Genomic DNA, 13,014 nt, shown 5'->3' with positions numbered 1-13,014 from the left:
AGAAACTGAATTTATACATATAAGGATGTGAAGCAATGGAAAGAAATTTGAATTTTGACGAGATTATAAACAGAAAAGGTACTGATTGTTTGAAGTATGATTTCGCTGATCGTCGTGGTTATCCATTAGATGTTTTGCCTTTTTGGGTTGCGGACATGGATTTTAAAACATCTTCGTATATTGAGGATGCTCTTGTAGAAAGGGCAAAACATGGAATATTTGGATATAGTGAAGGACGAGAAGATTATTTTAATGCTGTAAAACGATGGATGAAGGTACATCATAACTGGGATGTTGAGAGAAGTTGGCTTGTAAAAACTCCTGGTGTTGTTAATGCATTAGCTCTTGCAGTTAAAGCATATACTGAAGTTGGAGATGGTGTGTTAATTCAAAAACCTGTATATTATCCTTTTTTTGAAGTAATAGAGGATAATGAAAGAGTCGTTGTAAGTAATGACTTGGTTTTAGGAGATGATAATAAGTATCATATTGATATTAAGGATTTTGAGCAAAAGATTAAAGATAATAATATTAAATTATTTTTCCTTTGTAATCCTCATAATCCATCAAGTAGAGTTTTTACTAAGGAAGAACTTATAGCGATGGGTGATATCTGTCTTAAGTATGGAGTTATTGTAGTGAGTGATGAGATTCATAATGACTTTGTATTTGAAGGAGAACATTATGTATTTACTACGGTGAAGGAAGAATACAAGGATATAACTTTAGTTTGTACATCCATAAGTAAGACTTTTAACTTGGCTTCATTACTAATGTCTAATATTTTTATTCCTAATCCAAGATTAAGAGCTATGTTTAAACATCAACTTGATGCTGCTGGAATAAGTCAGCTTAGTGTGTTTGGCCTTGAGGCTACAAAAGCAGCATATAATTATGGCGATGAATGGTATGAAGCTATGCTTAAGTATGTTAAGTCAAATATTGACTTTGTAAAGCAATATGTTGATGAAAACTTACCTGGAGTAAAGGTTGTGGATGGTGAAGGAACTTACCTTGTATGGCTTGATTTTAGGAGGACTGGAATTGAGTTTGAAGAATTGGATCGAAGAATTATTAATGAGGCTAAACTTTGGCTTGATAGTGGCAAGATATTTGGTAAGGTTGGCGAAGGCTTTGAACGTATAAATGTTGCAACACCTAGAGCTATAGTTAAAGAATGTTTAGATAGAATCAAAATGATACTAACTTAAAGTATTTAGATGGGATGTAAACTGAATTATAATAATAAATATTTAAAATTATGCATATTAAAAATCATAGATTATATAATAAACATTTAATTGTTGTTATAAAACTAATATATAACCAAATCTAATATGACACACTTTGCTATAAATAATGCTTATAACTAATGATAAATATTAAAGATTTTTCAAATAACTAGATAAGTGATAGAATATACACATGTTAAGAAAAGAACTTTTTGAAGGAGGATATGACATATGAGTAAAATTAAACAAAGCGCATTAGAATTAATTGGAGAAACACCATTACTTAAACTTAATGGTTATTCAAAAAAGAGAGAGATTACAGAAGCAACTGTTCTTGCTAAACTTGAATATTTAAATCCAGCAGGATCAGTTAAAGACAGAGTTGCCCTTTCAATGATTGAGGATGCTGAAGCAAAAGGTTTATTAAAACCTGGCGCAACAATTATCGAACCAACTAGTGGTAACACAGGTATTGGTCTTGCAGCAGTTGCAGCAGCTAAGGGTTACAAAGCAATTTTAACACTCCCTGATACCATGAGTGTTGAAAGAAGAAATCTTTTAAAAGCATACGGTGCAGAAATTGTTCTTACTGAAGGTGCTAAGGGTATGAAAGGTGCCATTGCAAAAGCAGAAGAACTTAATAAAGAAATCGAAGGATCAGCTATTTTAGGACAGTTCATTAATCCAGCTAATCCAAAGGTTCATAGAGAAACAACTGGTCCAGAAATTTGGGATCAGACAGAAGGTAAAGTTGATATTTTTGTAGCAGGTGTTGGTACTGGTGGAACAGTTACAGGTGTTGGTGAATATTTAAAATCACAGAATCCTAACGTTAAGATTGTAGCTGTTGAACCTGCAACAAGTGCAGTATTATCAACAGGTGTTGCTGGCCCTCATAAGATTCAGGGTATCGGCGCAGGTTTCGTGCCTGATGTTTTAAATACAAAGGTATATGATGAAGTTATCGCAATTGATAATGAGGATGCATTTGCTGAAGGTAAAGCATTCGCAGTATCAGAAGGTATCTTAGTTGGTATTTCTTCTGGTGCCGCTTTAAAGGCAGCTGAGATTTTAGCTAAGAGACCAGAGAATAAGGGTAAGACAATCGTAGCTCTTCTCCCTGATTCAGGCGATAGATACTTATCTACTCCATTATTCAATAACTAGGTTGAGTTATAGATAAGGAGGATTCTCTTACAGAGAATCTCTGACTCCGCTCAAAGCCGCGGAGGGCTCCTTTGATTCAAGGAATCAAAGGCATTAATATTGAATAATCTGACCTTGCAAAAAAAACGCTGATTTTTTTGCAGGGTTATATTATACCTTTTTTTGGTCAAAAATGAGTAAAAATGGAGCATTTTAAGAGAAAAAATGGAGGATTTTATGAGTAATACATACAAGGATTTACAAAATTCTCATCCATGTTTTGGAGGCCATAAAAACAATGCAGGCAGAATTCATCTTCCAGTTAGTCCGGGTTGTAATATAGCATGTAGGTTTTGCGACAGAACAATAAATGATGTCGAAGAAAGACCAGGAGTTACATCTAAAGTGTTAAAACCTGAGGAGTGTGAAGATATTTTAAAGAAGGCATTAGATATATGCCCTGATATAAAGGTCGCAGGAATTGCAGGACCTGGAGATACATTAGCATCTAATTATGCTTTGGATACTTTTAAGATTATAAAGGAAAAATTTCCAAATCTTATTAAGTGCATGAGTACAAATGGTTTGTTACTTAGCGAAAGAGCACAGGATGTTATTGATGTAGGAATTGATTCTCTTACAGTTACAGTAAATGCTGTTGATCCAGAGATAGAAAGTAAGCTTAATGCATACATTATCTATCATGGTGAAAAGATAGAAGGAGTTAAAGCAGCAGAAATACTAATTAAGAATCAGCTTGAAGGAATAAAGAAAGTGGCAGATGCAGGAATTACAGTTAAGGTCAATACAGTATTAGTTCCAGAAATCAATGGTGATCATATTGAAACTATTGCAAAAACTGTTAAGGAAGCTGGAGCTAAAATCTATAATATAATCCCACTTATTCCACAGCATGAACTTAAAAATGTAAAAGCTCCTGTTTGTGCAGAGATAGATGAAGCGCGAACAAAAGCATCAAAGTATATTGATGTATTTAGACATTGTCAGCATTGTAGAGCGGATGCCGTTGGTGTCCCAGGTAAATCTGAATATGGAGATCAGATTTATCAAAGACGACTAAATGTGAAGGAGACATTTTCTCATGGATAAAACATTAGTCGCAGTTGCCTCAAGTGATGGAATTGTTGTAAATAATCATTTTGGAAAAGCATCAAAATTCTATATTTATAGTATTGATGATGACGATGTAAGTTTTAAGGAAATTAGAAACTTAACGCCTGTTTGTGAAGCGGGCAATCACGATGAAGAAAAACTGGAAAGTAATTTAAAAGCTTTATCTGATTGTGAGTATTTGCTGGTAAGCAAAATAGGATTTGGCGCACAAAGTAAGGCAGAGGCGTTTGGAATTGAAGCTTTTGAAATTCCGGGAATCATAGAAGATTCAATTGAGCAAATGATTAAATATATTAAGATAAAAGAATTATTTAAGTAAGAAAGGAAACCGATATGAGTGAGATTAGACAGATTGCAATTTATGGAAAGGGTGGAATTGGTAAGTCAACAACAACACAGAACCTTACAGCAGGCCTTGTAGAACATGGCAAGAAAGTAATGGTTGTAGGTTGTGATCCTAAAGCTGATTCTACTAGACTTTTATTAGGAGGACTTGCACAGAAGACAGTACTTGATACTATCCGTGAAGAAGGTGAAGACATTGAACTTGATCGTATCATGAAAGAAGGATACGGCGGAACAAAGTGTGTTGAGTCAGGTGGTCCAGAACCAGGTGTTGGTTGTGCAGGTAGAGGTATTATTACATCAATTAATATGCTTGAAAACCTTGGAGCATATACTGATGATTTAGATTATGTATTTTACGACGTTTTAGGTGACGTTGTTTGTGGTGGTTTCGCAATGCCTATCAGAGAAGGAAAGGCTAAAGAAATATATATAGTAGCAAGTGGAGAGATGATGGCTTTATATGCAGCAAATAACATCTCAAAGGGTATTTCAAGATACGCTAGAACTGGTGGAGTTAGACTTGGTGGTATCATTTGTAACTCAAGAAATGTAGATAGAGAGTTAGATCTTTTGAGAGCATTTGCTAAGGAATTAGGAACAAAACTTTTATACTTCGTTCCTAGAGATAACATTGTTCAGCATGCTGAAATTAATAAGAAAACTGTTATCGAGTATAAGCCAGATTCAAATCAGGCCCAGGAATATAGAAATCTTGCTCAGGCAGTTATTGAAAATGAAGATTTTGTTATTCCTACACCAATGACTCAGGAAAGACTTGAGGAAATCTTAATGGAATACGGCATGATGGAACTTGCTGATGATTATAAGATTTAATTTTTGAAGAAAGGATATGAGATAGTAGTGATTTGATACTATCTCTTGGTAGGAAATGAATTATGGGAAAAATTAATAAGTCAATTACAGAACTTGTAGGAAGAACACCTTTACTTGAATTAGTAAACTATGAAAAAAAGAATAATCTTGAAGCTAAGATTTTAGTTAAACTTGAATACTTTAATCCAAATCAGAGTGTAAAAGATAGAATCGCTCTTGCAATGGTTGAAGATGCAGAGAAAAAAGGTTTACTTAAACCAGGTTATACAATTGTTGAAACAACAAGTGGTAATACAGGTATTGGTCTTGCAGCAATTGCAGCAGCTAAGGGATATAAATTTAAAGTTTATGTTCAGGATAATGTAAGTAAGGAAAGATTCCAGGTTATTCAGGCTTTCGGTGGTGAAACAATTAAGTTATCAGAAGAGCCAGTTGTTGCAAGAGTTTTACAGGAAACTAATGGTGATTTTGTAGCTGCAATTGACGCTTTGAGAAATGAAGTTTTAGCTGGTCAGGAGAATATCTTCTTCGTTGATCAGGTATCTAATCCAGCTAACCCTGCAATCCATGAAGCTACAACAGGTCCAGAAATCTGGGAAGATACAGAAGGTAATGTAGATATCTTAGTAGCAAATGTTGGTACAGGTGGAACAGTTTCAGGAACAGGTAAATTCTTAAAGAGCAAGAATAGTGATATTAAAGTTGTTGCTATTCAGCCAGGCCCTAATTCACTTCCTAGTGATAGTAATCCAGAGCCAGAAGAAATTACAGGCGTACACCCATTTGAAGGAGTGCCTAAGGAAAGAATTCCTTCAACAATGGATTTAAATATATATGATGAAAAAGTTGAAGTAGAAACTATTGAAGCATACAAAGCTGCAAGAGAAGTTGCTAAGACAGATGGTATTTTGATTGGCACATCATCAGGTGGTGCAATTCATGCAGCAACAGTTCTTGCAAAAAGACCAGAAAACAAGGGTAAGACAATTGTTGCAGTTTTACCAGATACAGGTCTTAGATATCTTTCAACAAATCTTTTTAACGAGGAATATCAAGGCTAAATAGAAAGGAATGCGAAAATGGCTATTAATTTAAGTAATTCAAATATAGCGACTAGAGAAAATCGTATAGGATCAATTACTGGTTATGTAGGTACACTCAAAGATCTTGCAGAGAAGAGTGAGTGTGGAACACTTAAGGGTTGTTCAAGATGTTTTTCTCAGTCAAGTACATGTTTATCATCATGTGGATTAGGTCAGTTATCTGGAATAAGAGATGTTGCCATAATTCATCATGGACCATCAGGATGTTCAGTTGCAGCAGCTAATTCATATTATATGTCAAAAGTTATGGCTAAGAAGAGAGGCGTAACTTCAGATACAGTTTATGTTGGAACAGATGTTAATGAAAATGATACAATCTTTGGTTCAACAGCAACTTTAAGAAATGTTATTTTAGAAGTAAATAAGAGATATTCACCTAAGGCAATATTTGTTTCAAGTTCTTGTACAACTGGTATCATAGGTGAAGATATAGATAGTATTGTTGATGAAGTTCGCGACGAAGTTGGAGTTCCAATCGTAGCAGTTCATTGTGAAGGTTTCAAGTCAAGAATCTGGGCTACAGGTTTTGATATTTCAGACCATGCAGTTTTACAGGAAATCGTACAGCCACCTCGTGAAGGTGTTAAAACAAATAAAATTAACTTTAAGAACTTCTTTGAAAGTGCTAGACCAGAAATTATTGAAATGTTTAAGCAGTTTGATTTAGAGCCAGTATTCTTATATTGTAACTCAACAGTAGAAGAGTTATCACATTTATCAGAAAGCATTGCAACAACATGTATCTGTGGAACACTTGGTAACTATCTTGGAAATGCACTTGAAGAAAAATATGGAGTTCCATATATAAGAAGTATAAATCAGTGTGGTATTAAAGGTTTTGAAACATGGCTTCGCGAAATTGGAAGAGTTACAGGACGTAGCGATAAGATTGAAAAATACCTTGAAGAACAGAGAGCAATCTACTTACCACAGATTGAAGAAGTTAAGAAAGAACTTAAGGGCTTAACAGCAGTTCTTGGTATGGGTCCAGGTTATACATTTGAAGTATCTCGTGTACTTGAAGAACTTGGAATCAAGGTTGTATGGGCACTTGCATGGCATTACGATAAGAAGTATGAAAATGGAGATGTTCCTCCTTCAATGAAATATCTTCTTGATAATGATATTGACTTTGAAGCAAGTGTTGCTGATCAGCAGAACTACGAAGTTATGAATATTCTTAATAAATATCAACCAGATATGTACTTATCACGTCATCCAGGCTCAACTGTTTGGGCTATTAAGAATGGTACACCTGCTATTTATGTAGCTGACGAATATATGATATTCGGATATAAGCATACATTAGAATTTGCTAAGACTATTTTAGATGCAATTAAGAACAGAAGTTTTGAAGAAAACTTAGCAAAGAGAAGCAAACTACCATACACAGATTGGTGGTATAAGCAGAACGTAGATACATTCTTAGAGGAGGCGAAGTAATGGCTAAATTATTAGATAAACAGAGATATAAATGTGCACTTGGTGCAATGCAGAGTGTTCAGGCTATAGATAGAGCTTTACCAATACTTCACTCTGGTCCAGGTTGTGCACAGAAACTTTCTGAATCAACAGGAAGTTCAGGATATTTTTCACCAAATATCTTTCCTTGTACAAGTATAAATGAAAAGGACGTAGTATTTGGTGGTGTAAAGAAACTTAATTCTACAATTGAAAATGCACTTAAGGTTATTGATGCAGATCTTTACGTTGTACTTACAGGATGTATTCCTGAAATCGTAGGTGATGATTCAGGTGAAGTTGTATCTAGATTTGAAGATGCAGATAAGCCAGTTTTATATGCACCAACAGCTGGATTTAAAGGAAATAACTTTAAAGGTCATGAACAGGTTGTGGATGCAATTATAGATCAGCTCTTAGAAAAATCAGAAGAAAAAGAAAAAGGATTAGTTAATATTTGGGCTGATGTTCCTTATCAGGATTTATTCTGGTTAGGTAACTTAAGAGAATTAGAAAATTTAATTAAGGAAATTGGTCTTACACCAAATACAATTTTTGGTTATAAGCGTGGTATTGAAAATATCAAAAAGATTCCAAAAGCAGAGTTTAATTTACTCATATCTCCATGGGTAGGGCTTAGTAATGTTAAAAAAATGGAAAGAAAATTTGGTATCCCATTCCTACATTACAAAACCCTTCCTATTGGGGCAACTGAGACGAGTAAGTTTTTAAGAGAAGTCGGCAAATTCGCCGGTGTAGATGAAAAGAAGGTTGAGGATGTTATTACAGAACATGAGGATTATTATTATTACCTCATTGGAAGATATGCAGATCTCTTCCTTGAAAACCGTGTAATTAATAAGCAGTTCACTGTAGTAGGTGATGCTCATTACACACTTGGCATTACAAAGTTCTTAGCAAATGACTTAGGACTTATTCCTGCTAAGCAGTTTGTTGTCGATGATACTCCAAAGAAATATAGAGATGATATCGCAGCAGAATTTAAGAATTTAAATTTTAATCTTGAAGCAGAAGTTTCATTTGAAACAGATGGATATAAGATTCATAATGAAATTAAGGAACATGATTATCATGGTTATCCACTTATTTTAGGTGGTTACTATGAAAAAGAAATTACTGAAGAACTTAAGGGCAACTTCATTAACATATCTTGGCCAGTTCAGGATAAGGTTGTACTTGATAATTCATATGTTGGTTATACAGGTGGTATCAGACTTATTGAGGATATTTATACTGTAGCTGTTTCAAGATTTAACTAAAATATAAATAGTATAATATTATAGACTTTGATCTATTATATAATGTTTAAATAGTTTATATGTTGAATATTATTTATAAGATAATTCATATGGCTATAATTAATACTTAAATTAATTTCCAAACGGGCACAAGCGTTATGCTTGTGCTTGTTTATAAATATAAAGGTGATGATAATGAGATATAAGATAGCAGTAGGTTCATCAGACGGAGTAAATGTAAATTTGAAGTTTGGTGAAGTTAATAATTTTTTGATTTATGAAGTTGATGGACTTAAATTTAAGCTTCTTGAAGAAAGAGAAGTAAAAAAAGAAAATGAAAGTATTGATATAGATGATAATAAAAAGCAAGATGTAGCAAATGATGCGAAAAATAATTGTGGAAATATTTTACAAGAATGTGGTAATCAAAGTAGCTGTGGATCAGCTGGTAGCGGTTGCGGAGGAAATGGAAAGGGTTGCAATGGTTCATCAGATGTTGCAACTAAGATATCTGTTATAGATGATTGTAGATGTATCCTTTGTAAGAAAGTTGGTTTCCAGGCTCAAAAACAATTTGAAAAAAAGGCAATAGCAGTTTTTGATATAGAAGTTGATATAGATAGTGCATTAACAAAAATCGCAGATTATTTTGATAAACTAGATAATCATAAACTTAATAAGAAATTTGAAGTTAGGAAAGCAACTAAATCAGATCTTGATGGAATAGTTGAACTTGAAAGTCTATGCTTTCCTGAAAGTGAAGCAGCAACAAGTAAGTCTCTTAGTGAAAGATTAGATGCATATGCCAATCATTTTTTAGTTACTGTATATGATGGTAAGATAATTACTCTTGTAGATGGATTAGTAACAGATGAAGAAGATTTGCTAGATGAAATGTATGAAGATACAAACTTTCATAAAGAGGATGGAAAGTGGCAGATGATATTTGGTGTTGAAACTCATCCAGATTATAGAGGTAAAGGTTTAGCTAAAGCATTAGTGGAACGTTTTATTCAATTAGCAGAAAGCGAGGATAGACTTGGTCTTGTTCTTACATGTAAAGAAGAATTATTAGACTTTTATGAAGATTTAGGATTTGTAAGTGAAGGTCTATCTAAATCCAACCATGGTGGAGTGGTTTGGTATCAAATGAGATACAGATTTTAAATGATATAAATTTATATTAAATAAAAAGGATTCAAGTGTAATATTATTACCTTGAATCCTTTTTGGGTATATAAACAATTTAAAATGTGGTGAATTATGTTTTTAATCATCTACATATTCAAATAAGTCTGCTGGCTGACAATTTAAAACCTTGCATATGCTGTTCATGGTTTCAAATCGAATACCTTTCATCTTTCCATTTTTTAGATTGGATAGATTTACATTGGTTAATCCAACTTTTTCAGCAAGTTCATTAAGTGATATTTTTCTATCGGCCATGACTCGATCGAGTCTAACGATTATTGCCATATTAATCCCTCCAATCTTTATGCTATACTATCTGAATCTTCTTGTAATTTTACTCCATATTGGAATACATTTGCTATAAGTGCTGTTATAGCGGATATGATTAGCAAATACATCCATTTAATATTAAAACTACCATGACTATTAGAAAATCTTACCATTGTCATTGTAAATGATATCATACCTGGTAATACAGCAAATAATAATTGTAATATAGATATGGCTTTAATTCTTTTTACATTAGTTTGTGTAAATGGTGTTTTATCAGCAGAGTCTTTGGCAATTAAAATTACTAATATCATCATTGCAGTAAGAAGTAATGTGCTTGTATGAGCATTCACATCTTCAGTTAGTGCACAATATTTATAATCTGTTTTTCCATTATTGTCAACATAAGAATAATTATTTATATCTATATCTTTGCAATATGTATCATTTCTATATAAGCGATATAATTTATGTTGCTTATTTGTATCTTTTGGTTCATTTTGGGTAGCAATATCTACTAAGTCTTTTTTGTCAGAATCTTCGTTTACTTCTTCGGATGATTCATATCTTATTTCGTAATCATTCTTATTAGTTTTTATATCCTTTACAAAATCCATAGTTATGGAGAATGAAAGCACTACTACCATAAAAATTAATGCTGAGCTCCAAGCTCTGCTACTAACTGTTTTTTCGTTTTTTCTTTGTTTTTCATTCATAATTAGATACCTCGTTTCCCTGAATATAAATTTTTTCTTGTTTTATTTATTTTTGTTTGGTACCAAAAGTTTAAAAATTTAAAGTGATACTTTAATTATAGATTTATAATAACATTAGAATTTAAGTTTGTCAATAAAAATTTAAAGTAAAACTTTAAATAATTAAACTTTTTGGCTTGATGATGGGAGAAAGGCTGAAATTATAATATAGTATTAGATAATATAACATTTGGAAATGGTATATTTGTTTTCTATTATTATTGCGAAGATAAACACCGTATAATATAATTATAAAAAATAAAGGAGGTAAGGTGTGTTAGGGGATTTCACATCGAAAAATAATGAAAAAGAAAATCAATGACTTAAAGAAAATTACTGCAGTAACACTTAGTTTCACTATGTTACTAACTATGAATGGATGTAGTAAGAACAAAAAAAGTGAAGATACAACTAATGAGGTTACAACACAAAGTACTACTGAAGTTAAGACTACTCAAAAAGAAACCGAAACAGAAGCAAAAAAGGATAGTAATTATAAGTATGAAGAATATGCTTCGCTTAGTGCAGAAGAAATTGTAGAGAAACTTTCATTAGAACAGAAAGCTTCACAGATGGTAATGGCAGATTGTAAGAAGACAGAAGCAAGTGAAGTGGAATCAAAAGATTATGGTGCAATACTTTCAGTGCCTAATGAAATTTATACAAAGGATGATTGGGTAAAGTCAGTTGATGAATTTCAGCAAGCGGCTATAGAATCAGAAGCTGGCATTCCTATTATATATGGTAATGACCAGATTCATGGAGTATATCAGGTTGATAATGGAACCATATTTCCGCATCAAATTGGTATAGGCGCAACTCATGATAAAGATTTGGCATATAGAATTGGTCAGGCTACAGCTAAGGAATCATTACTTTGTCATAACATATGGTCGTATTCTCCTATTGTTGCACAAAGTGAAGATCCTAGATGGGGTAGAACATATGAAACATATGGAACAGATATAAAAAACATTACAGATTTAGCAACATCATATACTAAAGGTATGAATGAAGTTGGCATGATAACTTGTGCTAAGCATTATCTTGGTGATGGTAATGTTGAGTTGGGTTCAGGCGAAGGAGATAGACTTATAGATAGAGGTGATGCAAAGATTTCTGATGACAAGATTAAAGAATTACTTTCTGTATATCAGGCTGAAATAGATGCAGGTGTTCAAACTATTATGGTAAGTCATTCAGCACTTAATGGTGTTAAGATGCATGAAAATAAAGAATATATTATGAAACTTAAAGATGAAATGGGCTTTAAGGGATTTATATCAGGTGACTGGGATAGTGTCCATAATACTTCAGCGAGTACATACTATGAGCAGGTAGTTAATGCGGTTAATGCCGGTATCGATATGTTTATGGAAGTTGATGTTGATAATCAGGAGGTATGTCGTGGTCATATTATAGACGGTGTTAATAAAGGAGATATTAGCGAAGAAAGAATAAATGATGCTGCAACAAGAATTATTAGAGTTAAACTTGAAGCGGGGGTATTTGCTGATCCTTTATTTGAAAATCAGAAGTTAGACATTACTGATGTTGGCTGTGATGAGCATAGAGCACTTGCTAGAGAAGCGGTTAGTAAGAGTCAGGTTTTAATTAAGAATGAAAATAATATCATTCCTTTAAAGAAGGGCACTAAGGTGTTTGTTATGGGACCTGCTGCAGATAATGACAGGGTTCAGTGTGGTGGTTGGACACTTCAGTGGATGGGACCACCAGAAGATCAGGTTACTGGACTTACAACAATTAAGGAAGGTTTAGAAGAAGTGGCTTCTGAATGTGGAATTGAAGTTTTAACTTCTTCAACAGAAGTTGATAAAGCAGATGTTATCTTATTATGTTTAGGTGAAGAACCATACGCAGAGTGGAATGGTGATACAGCAGATCTTAAACTTTGCGGAGAACTTGGTTGTGCAAATAATCAGACAGCCATTAATGATGCAAAGTCTTATGGAAAGCCTATAGTTACTTGTATTGTTGCTGGACGTAATGTATTACTTGGCGATGATTATAAGGATTGGGATGGTATAGTTATGAGTTATCTTCCAGGTTCAGAAGGCGCAGGTGTCGCTGATGTTTTATGTGGAAAGACTGAATTTACTGGTACACTTCCAGCACCTTGGTATTCATCAGTTGATCAGATTGGAACAGATAAGTGCTGGTTGAAGGAAGGTTTTGGACTTAAAACCAAGTAGTTTAGGTTTGTAGGGCAGTATAAATTTGGAAAAACGTGAATTCACCCGTAAAATAACTTGCTAACGTG

Annotated in this window: 12 protein-coding genes; 10 read left to right on the top strand and 2 right to left on the bottom strand. The window is 33.4% G+C overall.

Annotation, left to right across the window (positions count from 1 at the left end):
• Positions 1-35: 35 nt before the first annotated feature.
• The 9 genes from B5D16_RS05275 (at position 36) to B5D16_RS12765 (ending at position 9,684) form a co-directional block, all read left to right on the top strand.
• Positions 36-1,211, top strand: coding sequence for a MalY/PatB family protein (locus B5D16_RS05275; RefSeq protein WP_078765936.1), 1,176 nt, complete (start codon positions 36-38; stop codon positions 1,209-1,211).
• 252 nt (positions 1,212-1,463) lie between these two features.
• Positions 1,464-2,399 carry a cysteine synthase A gene (gene cysK / locus B5D16_RS05270; RefSeq protein WP_078765935.1) on the top strand — a complete coding sequence of 312 codons (936 nt, stop codon included), beginning with the start codon at positions 1,464-1,466 and terminating at the stop codon, positions 2,397-2,399.
• Positions 2,400-2,615: 216 nt separating this feature from the next.
• Positions 2,616-3,488 (top strand): radical SAM protein, encoded by an 873-nt coding sequence (locus B5D16_RS05265; protein WP_078765934.1) that lies wholly within the window; start codon positions 2,616-2,618, stop codon positions 3,486-3,488.
• Positions 3,481-3,831 (top strand): NifB/NifX family molybdenum-iron cluster-binding protein, encoded by a 351-nt coding sequence (locus tag B5D16_RS05260; RefSeq protein ID WP_078765933.1) that lies wholly within the window; start codon positions 3,481-3,483, stop codon positions 3,829-3,831. Before B5D16_RS05265 ends, B5D16_RS05260 begins: the two co-directional genes overlap by 8 nt.
• A gap of 14 nt (positions 3,832-3,845) precedes the next feature.
• Positions 3,846-4,694, top strand: a complete 849-nt coding sequence (gene nifH / locus B5D16_RS05255; RefSeq protein WP_078765932.1) for a nitrogenase iron protein — start codon at positions 3,846-3,848, stop codon at positions 4,692-4,694.
• 62 nt (positions 4,695-4,756) lie between these two features.
• The gene (locus B5D16_RS05250; protein WP_078765931.1) at positions 4,757-5,755 is read left to right on the top strand and encodes a PLP-dependent cysteine synthase family protein; all 999 of its coding nucleotides are present in this window, start codon (positions 4,757-4,759) and stop codon (positions 5,753-5,755) included.
• Between the two features lie 18 nt (positions 5,756-5,773).
• The gene (locus tag B5D16_RS05245) at positions 5,774-7,240 is read left to right on the top strand and encodes a nitrogenase component 1 (protein WP_078765930.1); all 1,467 of its coding nucleotides are present in this window, start codon (positions 5,774-5,776) and stop codon (positions 7,238-7,240) included.
• Entirely contained in the window at positions 7,240-8,538 is a 1,299-nt protein-coding gene (locus tag B5D16_RS05240; RefSeq protein WP_078765929.1) for a nitrogenase component 1, read from the top strand. The genes B5D16_RS05245 and B5D16_RS05240 overlap by 1 nt, the downstream gene beginning before the upstream one ends.
• A gap of 174 nt (positions 8,539-8,712) precedes the next feature.
• The gene (locus B5D16_RS12765) at positions 8,713-9,684 is read left to right on the top strand and encodes a GNAT family N-acetyltransferase (RefSeq protein WP_078765928.1); all 972 of its coding nucleotides are present in this window, start codon (positions 8,713-8,715) and stop codon (positions 9,682-9,684) included.
• Between the two features lie 102 nt (positions 9,685-9,786).
• Here B5D16_RS12765 and B5D16_RS05230 read toward each other — a convergent pair whose 3' ends face one another.
• On the bottom strand, positions 9,787-9,993 hold the full coding sequence (locus B5D16_RS05230; protein ID WP_078765927.1) for a helix-turn-helix domain-containing protein: 207 nt from the start codon (positions 9,991-9,993) through the stop codon (positions 9,787-9,789).
• Between the two features lie 17 nt (positions 9,994-10,010).
• Entirely contained in the window at positions 10,011-10,694 is a 684-nt protein-coding gene (locus tag B5D16_RS05225; RefSeq protein ID WP_078765926.1) for a DUF2975 domain-containing protein, read from the bottom strand.
• Positions 10,695-11,035: 341 nt separating this feature from the next.
• Here B5D16_RS05225 and B5D16_RS05220 point away from each other — a divergent pair, with 341 nt between their 5' ends.
• The gene (locus B5D16_RS05220) at positions 11,036-12,946 is read left to right on the top strand and encodes a glycoside hydrolase family 3 protein (RefSeq protein ID WP_078765925.1); all 1,911 of its coding nucleotides are present in this window, start codon (positions 11,036-11,038) and stop codon (positions 12,944-12,946) included.
• The last annotated feature ends 68 nt before the right edge of the window (positions 12,947-13,014 follow it).

This window comes from Eubacterium uniforme, from assembly GCF_900167115.1.
In the GTDB taxonomy this organism is placed as follows: Bacteria; Bacillota; Clostridia; order Lachnospirales; family Lachnospiraceae; genus Eubacterium_S; species Eubacterium_S uniforme.
This window is presented reverse-complemented; position numbering and strand designations above follow the sequence as displayed.